This window comes from Janthinobacterium sp. GW821-FHT03C10, from assembly GCF_059420865.1.
This window is the reverse complement of record NZ_JBWKUN010000009.1, coordinates 107341-125205: the sequence shown is the minus strand read 5'-3', so window position 1 is coordinate 125205 and position 17865 is coordinate 107341. Positions and strand designations below refer to the sequence as shown.

The window sequence follows — 17865 nt, the reverse complement described above, 5'->3', positions numbered from 1 at the left end:
GCGCCGCCCGCTGAACACTCATCCGGAAAAGAATGATTGATATAATGGCAAGTGCAGCCGTGGCTACGGATGCAAATCAGACAGAGCAGGAGCATCACGATTCCTTGCAGGCGCATTTCCAGCCCAATATTTCGGCCGATGAAATTGAGCAAGTCTTTCACTTGAAGCGGGCGCAGCCCTTGCTGCAAGTGTTTACGGCCCTGTTTCACGGCGGTTTCGATGGCGTGCTGGTGCGTCTGCTGGTGCTGCGCGAGCTGGCGTCCGATGCCGCCACGTCCGCCTATACGCGCGCCGATATCAACACGAAACTGGCCTATCTGTTGCCGGAAAGCCTGGAAACGGTCTTGCTGCGCCTGCGCTCGAACCAGTTGCTGGCCTGGGATGCGCAGCAGGGCGTGTACCGCGTCACGCCCATGGCGCGCAACGTGCTGTCGGCCATCGACAGCCTGCTGGGCCTGGGCCAGACGGAAGACGAGGCGGAAATGGGCTTCCTGCTGTCGCAGGTGGCGGGCGCGCAAGCCGTGGGCGGCGTGTCGGTCGAACAACTCCAGCATTTGCTGGGCCGGCTGGTCGACTTGACGGAAGAGTTTTCCGACGCCATCGCTTCCGGTTCCGAATTCCGGCTGCGCACGGCGCAGGCGAAGTGGAACATGGCTTGCGACTGGGTGGAAAAAGGCTCGGAAATCCTCGTGGCCATCACCTCCGATGAAAACGCGGACAGCGCCACGCACAAGGCGGCGCAGGCGATCGGCCGCGCGCAAAGTAAATTGCTCAACATGCAAGGCATGTTTTCGCGCGCCCTGAACCAGATCGAGCGCCAGCGCGTGCACCTGGGCCAGTCGGGTCTGTCGACCACCGACATCAAGCGCTGGCTCCTGCTGCACGACGACCTGGCCAGCCTGGCCGAAGGCGCCATCGACCAGCCCGTCGTCCCCTTGTTCTCCACGCCGGCCGAAATGATCGACGTGGCGGAAACGGAACTGCTGTCCGAACGGGCGGCAGGCGTCATCAACACGGGCCTGCCCAGCGGAGAGGACGCGCCCACCACCATCAGCGACGGTCCCGCCATGCAGCTTGAACTCGACGATTTGCTCGAACGCCTGTCGAACTTCGCCAGCCTGGGCAATTTCCCCAGCATCGGTGAAGAAGGGCCGAAATCGGTACCCGTGCAGGATTCGCTGCTGCCGGCCAGCTTTGCCGTGGCGTCCTACCGCGCCTCGATGCTGCCGCTGCTCGGCGACGTGTCCGAAGCGAGCTTGCAAGGCTCGACGGCCGAACTGGCCCGCTTGCCGATCACCTTTACACCGACCGACGAGATGGTCCAACTGTCCGACCCCCACGTGGCGGCCATGTCGATCGCCTCGCTTTCACTGAATGTTTCACTTGATTTAGATAGCGGCACAGCCGATGAATGACGATTCCCAAATCCTGATTGCGCGCCTGCTCACGCATCAAACCCTGCGCCGCGACGACAAGCTCGTCAAGCGCGTGCTGTCCGACGAGCTGTTCCGCGCCGAAATCGATGCGCGCCTGCTGGCCTGCGGCCTGAAACTGCTCGACAACGTATATGCCGACCATGTCACTTTGGCCCTGACGCGCACCATCGAGCCGAAGATCTTCGGCGCGCGCGACGTGTGGCAAAACAATAATTTCGGTCTGGCGCGCGATGGCGTGGCCTTGCTGGTGGTGCTGTGGGCGCAGATCATCCTGCCCAAGCGCGAACGCCAGGAAACGCACCAGCACGCGGATGACGATCAAAATGATATGTTTGGCACGGAAAAACCGCTGCCGCGCGCGGAAGACGCGTCGATCGGCATTTCCTACAAGGCGCTGCTGTCCGACTTCGGCGACAAGCTGGGCAAGAAGACGCGCATGGACATGAATCTGGGCACCCTGGCCAAGCTGGGCTTCATCGAGCGGCGCGGCGATGTCATCCTGGAAGGCCCGCTGCTGGACCTGATGATGGACACGGACGTGCTCAAGGAACGCATCATCAACGGCGCCCTGGCCGACGTCTTCAAGCGGGCGCCGGCGCGCCTGGTGGCCGTCAGCGGCGATACACTGCCCGACGCCGACCTGGCGGACGACCTGTCCGCCGACATCGGCGACCTGCCTGACGACGGCGATGAGCCCGCGTCCGACCTCCCTCACTGAAAGCGCCCATGTTTCATATCAAATCACTTGAACTGGTGCACTGGGATTACTGGCAGCGCATCAAGAATATTCCGCTCGACGCAAAGATCATCACCATCGCGGGGCAGAACGGCTCCGGCAAGACCACCTTGCTCGACGCCTTGCGCACCCTGTTCGGCCTCGACTGCTCGATGGGCCGCACCTATAAACACTACGCGCGCCACTCGGGCCAGCAGACGGCCTGGCTGCGCGCCGTGGTCGACAACAAGAACGTGGGCAAGCAGCTGTCGAACCGCCCGTTCCGCAGTTCCGGCTTCTTCAGCGACGATGAAGTGACCCTGTTTTGCCAGATCCAGAAGAATGGCGGCGACTGGAAGCGCCAGTATCTGATGCGTCCAGGCAATGTACAGATCGAGGACATCACGGACGCCAACGACTGGCTCGGCGTGGAAAACTACCGCAAGCGCCTGGCCAATGCGGGCCTGTCGCCGGCCATGTCGAAAGTGCTGGCGCTGGAGCAGGGCGAGACGGACAAACTGTGCGAATACGCGCCGCGCCAGCTGCTCGACCTGGTGTTCCAGGTCTTCGGCGACAAGGAAGTGCTGGACGCCTACGACGAAGCCAAGCGCCACCAGCGCGACACGGAGGTGGAGCTGAAACGCTTCGAGACGGAACTCGAGGCGTCGAAAACCAATCTGGAAGGCCTGCGCCTGCGCGTGGCCAATTACCACCAGTGGGAAGGTTTACATAAGGAACGCCGCAACCTGCTGGAAGAAGTGCTGCCCAGCCTGCAGTACCACGAGGCGCGCGAAAAGGCGGCCATCGCCAGCCGGCAATTGCGCGACGCGCGTAAACCAATGGCGCAGGCGGACCAGCAGCTGACGGATAAACGCAATGCGCTGGCCGCGCAGGCGAAAGCCCTGTCCGACGCGCAGATGAATGAAACCCTGCTGGAGCAGGAATCGATCGGCTTGCAGAGCCGTTTGTCCCTGATCAATGCAAAACTGAAACCGCTGGACAGCTTGCTGGAACAGAAGGACCGCTTGCACAAGCTGGCGGCCGATTCGGGCAGCGACATCGCCGAAGTGGCGGCCCAGCTGGAGCAGAAGGAAGCGCAATTGCTGCAGCAGCGCCAGCAGCGCGACGCCCTGTCGGCGCGCATCGCGGGCGAACAGGCAACGATTGCCGCGCTGCAAGGCAAGACGGCCATGCCGGAGCCGGACAATGTGCGCGGCATGCGCCGTGCGCTGCGCGACGCGGGGATTTCGCACGCCATGCTGTCGGATATCGTCGAAGTGACGGACAGCCGCTGGCAGGGCGCCGTCGAAGGCGTACTGGGCGGTTACGCCTCGGTCGTCTTGCTGGACAAGGCCAAGGATGCGGCCGCTGCCTACCGCCTGGCCGAGAAGGAACGCTACCGCCACTTCATCGTGCCCGACCTGGTCACGGCGCCGGTGGCGAAGGACGAGAGTTTGCTGGCGGTGGTGAAATTTTCCGCGCCCGTGCCCAGCTGGCTGATCGAGCAGCTGTCGCGCATTGCCCGCGTCGATTCCGTCGAAGCGGGCTTCAAGCTGGGCAACCACGAGGAATGGATCACGCCCGAGGCGTACCACCGCGAACGCCGCGGGGGGCGCTCGCTGTTCGTGGAAGCGTCGCGCTACCGCTTCGGCCAGGCCGGCCGCAGCGGCCGTCTGGAAGCGCTGCTGCGCTCGCTGCCGGGCCTGGAAGGCCAGGAAGATACCTTGACCCTGGCGATTTCGAAGCTGGCGGCCGAAGTGGGCGCCCTGAAAGCGCGCATCGCCGGCGTCGACGCGGCCAAGGAGCTCAGTGCGCGCCAGGAAGAGTTCGCCGAAGCGCTGCGCAATTCCAAGCCCTTGAAGGAAGAGCGCCTGGAAGTGGGCGGCCGCCTGGGCGAGTTGCAGAATCTCACCAAGAACGCCACTGTGGCGCGCACGCGTGCCGATACCGTATGGCAAAACGCGCGCCTGGCCCTGTCCGAGGCGGAAGCGGGTTCGCGCCTTGGCTACAAGAAGCAGATTGAACAGCGCGCCGAGCATGCGCGCGCCTTGCTGGCCTTGCGCCATGCGTGGCGCCACCTGCCGAAAAGCTGGCGCCGTCCCGCCCGCCGCGCCGCGCTCGTGGCCGAGCACCAGAATGCGCACCAGGTCGACTTGCGCGTGGCCAGCCTGCAAAACAGCCTGGCGCGCGACGACTGGGAACTCGACGCCACCGTCATCGACCAGCACCACCGCCTGTCGGACCAGCTGCATGGCCGCCAGTCGGAAACGGACGAGCGCCGCTACCAGAACAACCGCGCCATCGAAGCGACGGGCAATGCCCGCGGCGCCTACATGGAGCGCTTGCGCTACACCATCAAGACCTACAGCAAGAACATCAAGGAGCTGGGCGAGCTGGCCGGCATCGAAGTCCATGCCGACCCCGTGCGTCTGGAAAACGACGACGTGCAGCTGTCGCAGGCGGGCTTGCACGTGCGCTTCAAATTCGACGGCAAGGGCGTCATCGGCATGAACGATGGCGAAGCGTCGGGCGGCCAGCAGGTCATGAAGTCGCTGGTGCTGCTGATCGGCTTGCTGAAATCGGAAGACGGTTCCGGCGGCTTCGTCTTCATCGACGAACCGTTTGCCCATTTGGATATCCGCAATATTCAACTGGTCGGCGAATTCCTGAAAAACACGGAAGCGCAGTACCTGATGACGACGCCGTTGACGCACAACACGGATGTCTACGATCCCTCGGAGCTGACCTTGATCACCAGCAAGAAAAAGAAGGATACGCAATGGGCGCAACCGATTTTCGTGCTGCAGCGGCGCATCGAACCCGTACCGGGCAAGGTGGCGTGATGGCCGTGCGCAAGCTCGTTCTGGCCGCGGCCCTGGCGCTGGCGTGTTCGGCGCCAGCCCGGGCCAACGACGGCATCGGTTCCGTCGGCGCGGGGGGAATCCTGTTCGGCAAGACGGATGCCGTCGCCATGAAAAAGGAAGTGCTCAGCGTGAGCACGGACTTGATCAAGGTCGAGTACGAATTCCTCAATGAATCGGCGAAGGACGTGGAAGAGACGATCTTCTTTCCGCTGCCCGAATACTCTGCCGGCTACCATGGCTCGCCCACGTATTACGGCCAGCCGCAGCAGTTTACCGTCGACGTGGATGGCAAGCGCAAGGACTATACAACCACGTTCGTGGCCAAGCTCGACGCCGAGGACGTGACGGCGCGGCTGCGCCAGCTGGGGCTGTCCGACGCGCAGATCGCCTATTTCCCGTCGCACACGCCGTTCGACAAGAAGGTGGCGCCGCTGACGGCCGCGCAGAGCAAGATCATGATACGCGAAGGTTTGCTGGCCCAGCTCTACGACGAGGAATGGGTGCCGGCCTGGACCGTGAAAGTCATCTACTTGTGGCAGCAGAAATTTCCCGCCGGTAAAGTCGTGCGCGTGCGCCATCAATATGCGCCGTTCGTCGCGGCCGGCCCCGGCGCTTCCTACCTGGGCGATGGCAACGAGTTCGAAAAGAAATACTGCGGCGACAAGGCCTTCTACAAGACGTGGAACCGCCTGGCGGCCCGGCAGGGCGAAAGCGGTTTCGTCAACGCCGTGTGGGTCTCGTACATTTTGACGACGGGCAACACCTGGAAGAATGGCATCGAGGATTTCACCTTGAACTTGATCAAAGGCAAACCGGACGAGCTGATCAGCCTGTGCTTCCCCGGCACGTTCACCAAAATCAATCCCACCACCTTGCAAGTCAAGCTGCGCAACTTCCGTCCGAAGCAGGATCTGGACGTGTACTTCGGCAATGTCGAAGGCACGGTGAGCAACGACGGGGTGGCGCCGCAGATCCGGCCGTGAGTGCGCAGGAAGCGCTGGCCGCGCGTCTGCGCGCCATCGCCGGCGCCACGCCGTGGTGCCGGCAGGCGCTGCAAGCCGTGGCGCAGCTGGGCTTGCCCCACTGCTGCATCGGCGCCGGCGCCGTGCGCAATCTCGTGTGGGATGCCTTGCACGGCTACGCGCAACCGTCGGCATTGAGCGACGTCGACGTGGCGTATTTCGATGCGCACGATGTGCTTGCGGAAAGCGAGGTGCGGCTGCGCCAGCGCCTGGAAACGGCGCTGCTCGGCGTGCCGTGGGAAGTGTGCAACCAGGCCAGGGTGCACCTGTGGTTCGAAGAAGAGTTCGGCTACGCCGTGCCGCCCCTGCTGTCGCTCGATGACGCCATCGCTTCCTGGCCCGAGTTCGCCACCTCGGTCGGCATCCATCTGCAGCGCGACGGCGAGATCGGCATCATCGCGCCGCACGGCCTCGACGACCTGTTCAATATGGTGGTGCGGCGCAACCCGGCGCGCATCAGTCCGGACGGCTATGCGCAGCGCCTGGCCGGCAAGGATTATGCGGCGCGCTGGCCGCGCGTCACCATCATCGCCTGATTGGATGCAGTATGGATACAGATTGCCTATAATTGCCGCTTATTCAATAGTGTTCGCCTGATCCCATGTCCCTGTCGATTTCCCCGCCGCTGCGCCGCATCGCCCGCTTGTTCTGCCTTTCCTCCGCCCTCGTGGCGCCCGCCGCCTGGGCCGACAGCTACAGCGATTTCCAGCAAGCCAGCGGCCAGCTGGAAGCGCGGATGGCCAAGGCGACGCCGCACAGCGGCTTGCCGCGCCTGGGCGAACCTGCCGTGGCACAACTGTTTGCGCAGATCGCCGACGGTCCGCGCCTGTTCCAGGCGCCCGTCGCGGCGCTGCAGGACGTGAACGAGAGCGTGGCCGTGTGCGAGCAGGCCATGCGGCTGGGCAAAACATACTATGCGTTTGGCCTCGCATGGCCGTTGCCGCTGTCCGGCGCCGAACTGCAGCAGGCGCGCAAGGAACAAGTGACGCGGAACCTGGCCAATTATGGCGATGAAATGAGTACCTTGTTTGCTTTCAGCATGCATTGCCATGGCCATTTGATCGGGCTGATGGAGCGGGAATTCAGCGCCCAGCCGGCCGATGCGGTGAGCGGGCCCGAGCGTCTGCGCGCGCGGGTGTTCAGCAAGAACACGGCCGTTGTTTACACGAGCGTGGTGCAGTTCGTGCAGGTGCCGTTCTGGAGCGTGGCGCAAAAGAAGCGGATGCTGGAAGCGGCGGCGCAGCACGCCACGGCGAACGCGAATCTGATGGCGCCGCCCTTGCGCGAGCGCCTGCTGACCAGCCTGGCCGATGCGGACAAGGACCTCGATCCGGCCCTGGCGCCGGCGCTGGCGACGATACGCCAGGCGCTGTCGGCGACCAGTTGCGAAGGCCTGTGCCAGTACTACTGACCCGGCTTACTCTGCGGTTTGCAGGGGTTTGTTGCGCTGGCGCCAGCGCACCAGGCCCCACGCATACACGGCGTAGTAGCCGATGACGAGGCCGTAGGCGGCCATGGTCAGCGGGCTCTGGCCGAACGGCGGCGGCGGCACGGGCACGTCCAGGCGCGTGTTCAGGTAGATTTCCATGCCGCGGTACAGCAAGCGGGCGATGAACAGCATCGTGATGGCCAGGCCCAGGTAGCGGTGCTGGGTAAAAAAGAAATCCTTGCCGACTTGCTCGAAGCGCGTCAGCTTTAAGCCCAGCACACCGAGCCAGCCGCCGGCCAGCGCGGCCGCGCCCAGGCTGGACAGGGGCAGCAGCTCGAATTTCGTCGTCGTCGCCAGGAACAGCAGCAGTGCGGGAAAGGCGATCGCCACGCTCCAGTGCCGCCACAGCTGCGACTTCTGGCGCGCCACCAGTTTCTTCAGGCGCGAATAGATGCGCCAGACCAGCAGCGGGACCAGGAACAGCAGGGCGAGGGTAGTGGTTTCCATGTAGGCAATCGGGTGCGGGTAAAACAGCGATTGTAAGCCAGATGGGGGCGGGCGGCGATGCTTGTCAAACAGCAAAAGTTGTTGGTTGACATTTACTTGGCATGAACGCACTATGCCCTGTCACAAAGCGCCGCCATGAGCGGTGCGGTGCGCTCGCTTGCTGTCATCACCTTCATACACTGGAGTTCCATGTCTACTCGTTTGCCTTTGCTTCCCCTCACTGTCGGCCTGATGGCCTCGTCTTCCCTGGCCATGGCGCAAGATGGCGCTTATCAAGCCCCGCCCGCGCCCCTGCAAGCCATCGTCGATGCGCCGCGCGCGCCGACACTGAGCCTGAGCCCGAAACGCAACCTGGCCGCCGTGCTGCCCACGCCCTCCTTGCCCAGCATAAGCGAAGTGGCGCAGCCGGAACTGAAGCTGGCGGGCTTGCGCATCAATCCGCGCACGTATTCGGCCAGCCGCTTCAGTTTCCACACGGGACTGGGCTTGCTCGACATCGATACGCAGAAGGAAATCAAGGTCAGCGGCTTGCCGGCGGCACCCCGCATCGCCGACCTGGCCTGGTCGCCCGACCAGCGCTACCTGGCCTTTACGCACATCGCCTTTGCCGATCCCGCCAGGGGCGTGAAGGAGTCGGGCGTGGAACTGTGGCTGCTCGACGTGCAGACGAAAGCGGCGCGCAAGCTGTCCAGCACCCCCCTGTCGGCCGTGTATGGCCGCGGCTTTTCCTGGATGCCGGACAGCAAGACCTTGCTGGTGCAGCTGAAGCCGGCCAAGCTGGGCGCGGCGCCCGTTGCCAGCGGCATCCCGACGGGCCCGTCCATCCAGGACAGCGTGCCGGGCGGCGGCGTCAAGCAATTGCGCACCTATCCCGACTTGCTGAAAAACGAACAGGATGCGCAGCTGTTCGAACACTACATCACCGTGCAGCTGGCCTTGCTGGACGTGGCTGGCAAGCAGCGCCTGGTCGGCCAGCCGGGCCAGTTCTCGCGCGTGTCGGCTTCGCCCGATGGCAAGCACCTGCTGACGACCAGCATCGTGCGTCCGTATTCCTACATCGTGCCGGCGCATGATTTCGCTCACAAGATCGACGTGCGCGACCTGAATGGCAAGGTGGAACACGCGGTGGCGGCCCTGCCGCTGGAGGAAGGGCTGCCGCCAGGTAATGATGCCGTGTCCGCCGGCGTGCGCTCCGTCAGCTGGCGCGTCGATGCGCCCGCCACCTTGGTGTGGGCCGAAGCGCAGGACGGCGGCGATCCGGCCAAGGCGGCCGAGATCCGCGACATCGTCTACACGCAGGCGGCACCGTTCACTGCCAAGCCGGCCGTGCTGGCCAAGCTGGCTTCGCGCTACGCGGGCGTGGCCTGGGGCCGCGGCGACCTGGCCCTGCTCAGCGAAGCGTGGTACAAGACGCGCGCCGTCAAGCAATGGCGCATTGCGCCAGATCAACCCGCCGCCCCGGCCGACCTCGTGTACGCTGGATCGTTCGAGGATCGCTACAACGATCCGGGCCAGCCCGTCATGCGCGCGGACGCTGCCGGCTTGCCGCGCCTGCTCATCGCCGCTGACGGTTCCATCCTGCTCGACGGCCAAGGCGCATCGAAGGAGGGCGACCGCCCGTTCATCGACCGCCTGAACCTGGCGACGAAACAGAAGGAACGCCTGTTCCAGAGCGCCGCGCCCTACTATGAAAACGTGGTGGCCGTGCTGGACGAGGATGGCAGCCGTCTGCTGTCGACGCGCGAATCGCCGACCGAGCAGCCGAATTACTATGTGCGCAACCTGAAACAGCAGGGCGCGGCGCAATTGACGGCCCTCACGCATTTCCCCCATCCGCTGCCGCAACTGAAGGACGTGCAGAAAGAGCTGATCCGCTACAAGCGCGCCGACGGCGTGGACTTGACGGCGACATTGATGCTGCCGCCGAACTACGACGTCAAGCGCGACGGCCCGCTGCCGACCCTGATGTGGGCGTATCCGCAGGAATTCAAGACGGCCAGCGCCGCCAGCCAGACCAAGGGCTCGCCCTACAAATTCAATGCCGTCAGCTACTGGGGCCCGGCCGCCTTCCTGTCCATGGGTTACGCCGTGCTCGACAATCCATCGTTCCCCATCGTCGGCAACGGCGAACAGGAGCCGAACGACACCTATCTGCCGCAGCTGGTGGCCGATGCCGAGGCGGCCGTCGACGAAGTGGTGCGCCGTGGCGTGTCCGACCGCAACCGCATCGCCATCGGCGGCCACTCGTATGGCGCCTTCATGACGGGCAACCTGCTGGCGCATACGCGGCTGTTCCGCGCCGGCATCGCCCGCAGCGGCGCCTACAACCGCACCCTGACGCCGTTCGGCTTCCAGGCGGAAGAGCGCGCGTTCTGGCAGGCGCCGGCCGTCTACCAGGCCATGTCGCCGTTCAATTATGCGGACAAGATCAAGGATGCGCTGCTGATGATCCATGGCGAGCAGGACAACAACTCGGGCACCTTCCCCATCCAGAGCGAGCGCATGTTCCAGGCCGTCAAGGGACTGGGCGGCACGGCGCGCCTGGTGATGCTGCCGAACGAGAGCCACGGCTACCGCGCGCGCGAATCGATCATGCAGATGCTGTATGAAAGCAACAACTGGCTGGAGAAATATGTGAAGAACGCGGCGCCGCCAGCCGCCGACGTCAAGCCGGCCGGCAAATAAGGGCGGCGGCGCGCATCTCGTGGTATGGTCTTCCTTTGTCTGCAGGGAGGCCAGCCATGACCGTCATCCACGCCCACCGCGCGCCCGACCCGGCGCCCGTCGATGAACCCATGCCGGCGCCGGAGCCGCAAGAAGCGCCCGGGCGCCACCCGGGGCCCGTGCACCCGGTGCCGCAGGACGATCCCGTGCCGCACCCGCATCCTATGCTAAGTAACCCCCAATAAATTATTGTGATTTCTGACTTCCATAACCGGCGCTCTGCGGCGTTGCCCGCTGCTAGCAGTGCTCGCACTGCGTCGCAGCGGGCGCCTTGCATAGCATCCGGTTCTGTTCGTCATAAATTCACAATAATTTCCTGAGGATTACTTAGTTAATCTCGTCAAGAAAGGCTGTTTTAGATGGCAATTGTCAAGGAAGTCTACACACGCAAAGTCAGCGGAGAATCGTTCGACTATGAACTCGATTACACCCAGGGCGCGGACGTGGCCTGGATTGCGCGCGTGTACCATGCCGGCGTGCTGAAAGGCTCGCCGCACGGCGCGCTGACGGCCAATGTGCTGTCCGGTCCCGCGCTGGAGCAGTATCTGCGCGCGTATGTCGAAGGCATGATCGAGCGGGGGCTCGACGTGGCTGAGTAAGATCGCCTTTGCGGCAGATCAAGAAAAAGGGCGCCGAGGCGCCCTTTGTTGTTTCTGGTGGTGTCGGATGACGCGGCTGCGCCGCTAATCCGACCTACGTGGATGCACATGGGCCGTAGGTCGGATTAGCGGGGCCACGCCCCGCGTAATCCGACAACATCGTTGGCCGCCACTCTAATCAAACGCCCACGTATACAACACGTCCAGCGCATTGTTCGTGCCCGTCTGGAACTGCAAAGTGATGCGGCGGTTCAGTTTATAACGCAGCTTCACCAGGCTCGTCGCCGTGCTCGTGCCTTGCTCGAACGTCAGGTAGGCGCGCGACGACAGCCGCTTGCCGACGGTGACGACCGTGCTTTCCAGCCCTTGGGCCTGCGACAGGCCCACTTCATCGAGGCCCAGCGAATTGGCCAGCTTGCCCTGCAAGCCGCCGCCGGAGCCGCCGAAGAGGGCGCCTGCGGCCGTCGTCAGCAGGGCCATTTCGTCGCCGGCCGCCGTTTCCGCGCCGTGGCCGAGGATCAGCCAGGCCAGCTTGTCGCTGTCCGACACGCTGGGCGTGGACACCAGCTTGGCCGTCGGCGCCTGCGCCGTGCCGCGCACTTCCACGCCCGCTTCCACGTTCGTTTCCGACAGCGCCTCGCCTTCGGGACGCTTGCGCACGGCCAGGATGTTCAGCGACGGATTGTCGTAGGCGCCCGTGAAGGCGATCAGGCCCCGCTCGATCGACAGCTTCTGTCCATACGCGGCGTACTGGCCGTTCGTGACCTTGATGCTGCCCGTCACGCGCGGCGCGGCGCGGTTGATGACGCGGGCGCGCACATTGCCCGCCAGATCCGCGTCGAGGCCCATGCCGCGCAGGTGGAAGGCGTTGCCCAGGTCAAACTCGAGATCGATATTCAGGGGCAGCGAAGGCGCTTCCTTGCCGCCCTTGACTTCCTTGCCCAGCACCACCACGTCGCTGCTTTGCGTGGGCGTATCCTGCGGCGCCAGCTCGATCAGCGCGCGGTTGGCCTTGAACTTGCCCTCGAAGCTGAAGCGCTTGTCATTGCGCACCAGGGTGCTGTTGCCCGACAGGACCAAAGTGCGGTCCGGGCGCGACAGCGCCTGCAGGCGGTCGGCCATCAGCTTCAGTTCCAGGCTCGCTTCGCCATTCGCAAAGCGTACCCAGCCATCTGCCTGCACCTTGCCGTCGCCGCCGTCAAAGCTCAAACGCTGCAATTGCAGCTGATCGCCGGCCAGCTTGGCTTGCAGCACGCCATTGCGCAATTTCAAGCCCTGGTCGGCCCAGTTCACCAGCAGCTTGCTGCCGTTGATGTCGCCATTCAGTTGCGGCGCGCCGATGGTGCCGCTGCCGGACAGGGCCACTTTCAAGGCGCCGCCCAGTTCCAGGCCCGGCTGGCCCGTCAGCGGCGCCAGCCACGCCAACGAATCGATATTCGTGGTGCCCGTCATCGACAGGGCGCTGTCGTTGCTGATGCGTCCGTTCAGCATTTGCACGGTGGCATTGATATCGCTCTGGCCCGCGCGTGCGCCATCGAGTTTCACGGCCAGGCGCAGCTGCTGGTTGGCGACATCCACGCGGGCATCGAAGGTGCGCAAGCCCAGCGCCAGCGGCTGCTCCACGCCCACCGTCACATCGCCTTTTTCGCGGTAGATGTGCAGCATGCCCGCCAGCGAGGGATCTTTCTGCTTGGCCGTCGGCACCTGCATGTCGAGCGACCATTGCGCGCCCAGGGTCAGGTCGCTGCGCGCATTCGCCTGCAGCGAGGGAATGACCTGCGCCAGATAGGTCAGGGCCACGCCGGCCGCCTGGCCGGAACTGGTCCACCGGGGGCCGTTCTTGACCAGGTTTTGCATGGTGATGCTGCCTGCCGGTAATTTGATGACGGTGTTGCCCACGCTGATCTGCTCGGGCTGGCCCAGGCCCGCCACGCCGCTGCCGGCCGGTCCTGCCACTTTCACGGGCACGGGCGCTTGCAGCACGAGCGCGTAGCGGCCCTTGTTTTGCAGGCTGTCGATGCTGCCCGTCCAGGCGGCGCCGCTCTGGCTGCCGCGGATTTGCACGGTGGCATCGAAATCGTCATTGCGCGCCGTCAAATTGACCGTATGGCTGCCGCGCGTGCCCGTCGTGCCCAGGCGGGCGCTGGCCAGCTTGAAGGTGGGCGTGGCGTAGCCCGTGATTTCCAGGCTGCTGACCATGGGGTCGAGTGCGCCCTGGCCGGCGCCCACGCTGGCGCTGCCTTTCACGGCTTTCAATTGCTGCTCGCCAAAGAAGGTCAGGTCCTTGCCATCGAGCGTCAATTGCGCGGCGGGCGCGTCCATCTTGCCCGAGACGGAACCGGCCGCATGCAGCACGCCGGCAAAATTGGGACCCAGGGTCGACAGTTGCGGCGCATCGAGTTTCCACGTCAGCTTGTCGGTGGCGCCGCCCAGCGCGCCCTTGGCCAGCAAGCTGTTCGGCCCCAGGCGCAGTTCCGTATCCACGCTGTCGATGCGTTTCGCGTTGGCCGACAGCTTGGCATAGCCGGCCAGCGGGGCGTTTTGCAGGGTCGATTCGCGCAAGGCCAGGTTGAGGGCCACTTGCCAGTCGCTGGTCAATCGGCCGCTGCCGTTGAAATCCGCATTCACGTTGCCGTTGGGCAGCGATGCGCCAAACGCGGCCGGGTTGATCTTTTGCAAGGAACCCGTCATTTTCAATTCCGCCTGCTGCTTCGGCCCCGTCAAGCCCACTTCGCCGCTGGCGTGGATGGCGCTGTCGGGCGCGGGGCGCTTGCCGCTGGTGAGGCCCAGTCCTTTCGCATCGGCCACAAAGCTCGTGCGCGGCTGCTGCAGGGTGCCCTGCACCACGCCGCTGGCCAGCACCGTACCCAGCAAGTCGCCCTGCAGGGCGGAAAGCTGGCGTGCATCGACGTTCCAGTTGAGTTTTTCGCCGGCGCCGCCAAAGTTGCCCTTGGCCGTCACGTTGTTCTTGCCTAGCGCCAATTGCACGTCGATGCCGCTGAAATGGGCCGCATCGGCCGTCAGCTTGCCCTTGCCGGACAAGGGCTGGTCGAGCAGCTTGCTGGGGCGCACGGTGAAGTCCGCGTTCGCCAGCCACTTGGGGGCCACGTGGCCATGGGCGCGCACGTCGAGGTTCAGGTCGGCCACGGGGAAGGCGCCGAAGTCGGCGGGATTGAGGCGGCTGGTGCTGGCCACGGCCTTGAATGGCTGTTCGTCCTTCAGGCTGATCTGGCCCGTCGCGTTGACGCTGCTTTTGCCTGCCTGCAAGGTGGCCTTGCGCAGTTGCACGAGCGAGTCGGCCAGGGTGGCTTCCACATCCAGGCGCAGCTTGGCTTCGCCGAGCCTGGCGCGCAGGGTTTGCGTCTTGCCGTCGCTGTCGAGCACGATGTCACCGACGATCTTCGTGCTGTTGATGCTGCTGTAGATATGCTGCAAGTCGATCTTGTCCGTGTGCAAGGTCAGTTGCGCAGTGCCGATGGGGGCATCGACGGCATCGCGGTTGAGCTTGCCGCCGCCCGTGAATTTGCCCGCGTTGCCGAAATCGATGATGGCCGATTCCAGCGTCGTGGCCGTCAGGGTGCCGCCCAGGCGCGCTTCGAACTGGCGCAGCGGCAGCTTTTGCTGGTCGATGGGGCCAGGCGTGGCGTGGTTGAGGATGGCCAGCTTGCCCGACACCGTTTGCCTGGCCGGCCGGGTGTCGATGGCGGCATCGAGTTCCAGGCTCAGGTCCGCCTGCGGCAAGGTCGCGTCGAACTTGCCCGGATTGATGTTGCGGCCTTTGATGCTGGCCGAGCGCAGGATGATGACGGGGTCGAACGGCGCCAGCGCCAGCCGGGCATCGGCCGTGGCCGCGCCCGCGCTGCCCTTGGCCGTGACGTTCAGCACGTTCAGGTCGCCGCCCAGCTGCAAGGCGAGGGCAGCCGGTTTTTCGCCGGCGGCAGGGTTGATCTGCGTCAATCCCGCCTTGCCTGACAGTTTGAACGGCTGCGTGGCGGCGATCGTCGCGCTGGCCGTGGCCTGGCCGAACGGCGTGACGGCCGAGGCGTCTTCCAGCTGCCATTGCGACTTGTCGCCCGACAAGGTGAAATGGATTTTTTCAAACACCGTGTTGCCGCCCGCGCTGATGAGGGTCACCTTGTCCAGGCGCGCGTCGGCAATGCCGATTTTAAAGGGCGCGGCCAGGCTGGCGGGCATGGTCGACGGCTCGTCGGACGGCGCCGTGCTTTCCACGGACAGGCTGGCCACGTGCAGTTCGCTGATGGCGATGCCTTCCGAGAAGAACTGGAATGGCGACCAGTTGATGTCGATGTTGTCGGCCGTGATGTGCTGCGTCTTGCTGCGGTAACTGACGTGGCCCAGGTGCATGCGGTTGTACAGCGAGCCGGACACGCCCGACACTGCGATGTCGCCGCCGCTGGCGCTGGCCACTTTTTGCACCAGCATCTGCAGGGTCGATTCGCGGCCCAGGAACCAGAAGGCGCCGCCCAGCAGCACGGCCAGGCTGGCGACGGCGATCAGCACGTAGCGCACCCAGCGGCGCGATTTTTTCGCCGGCGGTGGCGGCGCGGCGTCGTGGGACTCGGTAGAAATATCGGACATCAGAAAGTGAATCCCAGAGAAAAGTGCAAACGGTAGGCGTGGACGGCATGGCCATATGCCACGTCGACATTGATGGGGCCGACGGGACTCTTGTAGCGTCCGCCCAGGCCGTAGCCCGATTTCGGCGTCAGCGCCTTGACGGTATCGGCCGCGTTGCCGGCGTCGTAGAAGGCGGCGATGGCCCATTTCGGCTTGAACCAGTACTGGTACTCGGCGCTGGCGGTGGCCATGTAGCGCCCGCCGACGGTGGCGTCGCCTTCCTTGACGCCCAGTTCCTGGTAGGCATAGCCGCGCACCGACTGGTCGCCGCCCGCGCGGAACAGGTAGACGGCCGGCACGCCGCGCTTCTCTTTCGAGCCCAGCGCGCCCATTTCGCCGCGTAGGATGAGTTCGCCCTTTTCGCCCAGCGGACGGTAATACACGGCCTTGCCGGCGACGCGCACGAAGCGCTCGTCCGTCAGCAGGGGCAGCAGCGCGCCGCCCACCTGCGCATTGATGACATAGCCCTTGGTGGGGAACAGCAGGCTGTCGAGGCTGCGCTTGGTGATGGCATAGGTCAGCGGCAAGCTCTTGCTGCGCGTCTGTTCCAGGCCCACCACCGTCTTGTCTTCGCTGAGGAACTCGAACGTCAGGCTGCGCTCGAGGTTGGTGCCACCCCAGTTGCGCTTGGCCGAGATGGTGGTGACGGCCGTGATTTCGTTGGAAATGTCGCTGCGCTCGAACGAGGCGCCCGCGCTGTCGTTATAGCCGCGCTCGGTCGTCGGAAAGTAGAAATTGGCGTGCGCCGCCTGTTTCTTCGTTTCCATGGTGATCGCGCTCTTGAAGCGCGTGCCCCACACGTTCAGGTTGTCATAGTTGAGCTGGGCGCGATTACCCGTATTCGTACTGAAACCGAGACCGGCGCTGACGTTCTGCTGCTTGTTTTCCGTCACGCGCACGACCAGCGGCAGCTGCGGCGCGGGGCCGCGGTTGGCGGGCCTGGCTTCGGCGGCGGCCTCGGCTTGCTGGCTTTCCTGGCCCGCCTCGATCTGCTCGCCCAGGATGCTGCTCATGTCGGCGCTCACTTCCACGCTGGCAAAGTAGCCCGTGTCCTGCAGGCGTGCCTGGAACGATTGCAGCGCCGACTCGCTGTAATAGTCGCCCGGGCGTATCTTGTCGAGGTTGCGGATGATGCTGGCATCGTAGCGCTTCAAGCCTTCGATGCGCAGCTCGCCGAAGCGCAGCTCGGGGCCGCTGTCGAGAACGACCAGCAAGGACACCTTGTGCGTTTCCGGATCGACCACGGCTTGCGTATCGACCAGCTGGGCGCGCGGGTAGCGCGTCTGCACCACTTCGCGCAGCAGCGCGCGTTTGGCGGACTCCCATTCCGCCTGGCGGAACACGCTGCCCGTCTTCAGGGCCCAGCTGCGTTTCAGGGCTTCCGTATCGTAGGGTTCGGAAGCGGCCAGCGGCGGCGTGGGATCGAAGCCGCGTAATTCCAGCTCGACCTTGTCGACGGTCACGGGCTGGCCCGGCTCGACGTCGACGATGACGACGGGTTTGGCGCCCGTCGTATCGACGCGCACCGTGACGACGGGCGTGTAGTAGCCGGCCGTGGCGATGAGGTTTTTGGCTTGCTCGGGCGTATCGCGCACGAGGCGCTGCAATTGCTCGCGGTCCATGCGCGGGTTGCCGCGGAAGCGTTCCAGGTCCAGGTTTTTTTCCAGCAACTCATCGAGGTCGCCGGGGGCGTTGACCTTGACCTCGTACTGCAGCGGGGCGGGCGCCGTTTCCGTGACGCTGGCGCTCTCCGGAGCAGCATCTTGCGCGGCCGCATGGGCGATGGGAAACAGCGAGATGACGCCGCCGGCGGCCGCCAGTGTCAGTTGACCCATTGCTTTTGTCACTACTTGTGCCAAAATTCGTGGTCGTATCGCCTTGCCGGCAGCCGTATGCCGTATGGGTCGTGCAGAAAACATGGTGCTCCAGAT

General features: G+C 64.6%; 12 protein-coding genes. 9 read left to right on the top strand and 3 right to left on the bottom strand.

Annotated elements, in window-relative coordinates; all coding sequences use genetic code 11:
* Positions 1-44: 44 nt before the first annotated feature.
* The 6 genes from AC07VH_RS25540 to AC07VH_RS25515 all read left to right on the top strand — a co-directional run bounded on the left by AC07VH_RS25540 (position 45) and on the right by AC07VH_RS25515 (position 7448).
* Positions 45-1415 (top strand): hypothetical protein, encoded by a 1371-nt coding sequence (locus AC07VH_RS25540; protein ID WP_139143209.1) that lies wholly within the window; start codon positions 45-47, stop codon positions 1413-1415.
* Positions 1408-2154 (top strand): hypothetical protein, encoded by a 747-nt coding sequence (locus AC07VH_RS25535; protein ID WP_494788822.1) that lies wholly within the window; start codon positions 1408-1410, stop codon positions 2152-2154. The genes AC07VH_RS25540 and AC07VH_RS25535 overlap by 8 nt, the downstream gene beginning before the upstream one ends.
* An 8-nt stretch (positions 2155-2162) precedes the next feature.
* Complete coding sequence (locus AC07VH_RS25530) at positions 2163-4994, top strand: ATP-binding protein (RefSeq protein WP_494788823.1); 2832 nt, start codon at positions 2163-2165, stop codon at positions 4992-4994.
* A 5-nt stretch (positions 4995-4999) separates the two neighbouring features.
* Positions 5000-5998, top strand: coding sequence for a DUF4424 family protein (locus AC07VH_RS25525; protein WP_494788824.1), 999 nt, complete (start codon positions 5000-5002; stop codon positions 5996-5998).
* Positions 5995-6573 carry a nucleotidyltransferase family protein gene (locus AC07VH_RS25520; RefSeq protein WP_494788825.1) on the top strand — a complete coding sequence of 193 codons (579 nt, stop codon included), beginning with the start codon at positions 5995-5997 and terminating at the stop codon, positions 6571-6573. The genes AC07VH_RS25525 and AC07VH_RS25520 overlap by 4 nt, the downstream gene beginning before the upstream one ends.
* 65 nt (positions 6574-6638) lie before the next feature.
* Positions 6639-7448 carry a hypothetical protein gene (locus AC07VH_RS25515; RefSeq protein ID WP_494788826.1) on the top strand — a complete coding sequence of 270 codons (810 nt, stop codon included), beginning with the start codon at positions 6639-6641 and terminating at the stop codon, positions 7446-7448.
* Between the two features lie 6 nt (positions 7449-7454).
* Here the strand turns inward: AC07VH_RS25515 and AC07VH_RS25510 are convergent, their stop codons facing one another.
* Positions 7455-7973: a CcdC protein domain-containing protein gene (locus tag AC07VH_RS25510; RefSeq protein ID WP_475417177.1), complete on the bottom strand. Its 519-nt coding sequence runs from the start codon at positions 7971-7973 to the stop codon at positions 7455-7457.
* Positions 7974-8162: 189 nt separating this feature from the next.
* On the opposite strand from AC07VH_RS25510, the gene AC07VH_RS25505 reads away from it, so the two are divergent.
* The 3 genes from AC07VH_RS25505 (at position 8163) to AC07VH_RS25495 (ending at position 11296) form a co-directional block, all read left to right on the top strand.
* Entirely contained in the window at positions 8163-10658 is a 2496-nt protein-coding gene (locus tag AC07VH_RS25505) for an alpha/beta hydrolase family protein (RefSeq protein WP_494788827.1), read from the top strand.
* Positions 10659-10714: 56 nt separating this feature from the next.
* Positions 10715-10882 carry a hypothetical protein gene (locus tag AC07VH_RS25500; RefSeq protein WP_489629019.1) on the top strand — a complete coding sequence of 56 codons (168 nt, stop codon included), beginning with the start codon at positions 10715-10717 and terminating at the stop codon, positions 10880-10882.
* A 174-nt stretch (positions 10883-11056) separates the two neighbouring features.
* Positions 11057-11296, top strand: coding sequence for a hypothetical protein (locus AC07VH_RS25495; RefSeq protein WP_475417179.1), 240 nt, complete (start codon positions 11057-11059; stop codon positions 11294-11296).
* A gap of 174 nt (positions 11297-11470) precedes the next feature.
* Here AC07VH_RS25495 and AC07VH_RS25490 read toward each other — a convergent pair whose 3' ends face one another.
* Both AC07VH_RS25490 and AC07VH_RS25485 read right to left on the bottom strand, forming a co-directional pair.
* Positions 11471-15895, bottom strand: a complete 4425-nt coding sequence (locus AC07VH_RS25490; protein WP_494788828.1) for a translocation/assembly module TamB domain-containing protein — start codon at positions 15893-15895, stop codon at positions 11471-11473.
* Positions 15895-17769: an autotransporter assembly complex protein TamA gene (locus tag AC07VH_RS25485; RefSeq protein WP_494788829.1), complete on the bottom strand. Its 1875-nt coding sequence runs from the start codon at positions 17767-17769 to the stop codon at positions 15895-15897. Before AC07VH_RS25485 ends, AC07VH_RS25490 begins: the two co-directional genes overlap by 1 nt.
* Positions 17770-17865 lie beyond the last annotated feature (96 nt).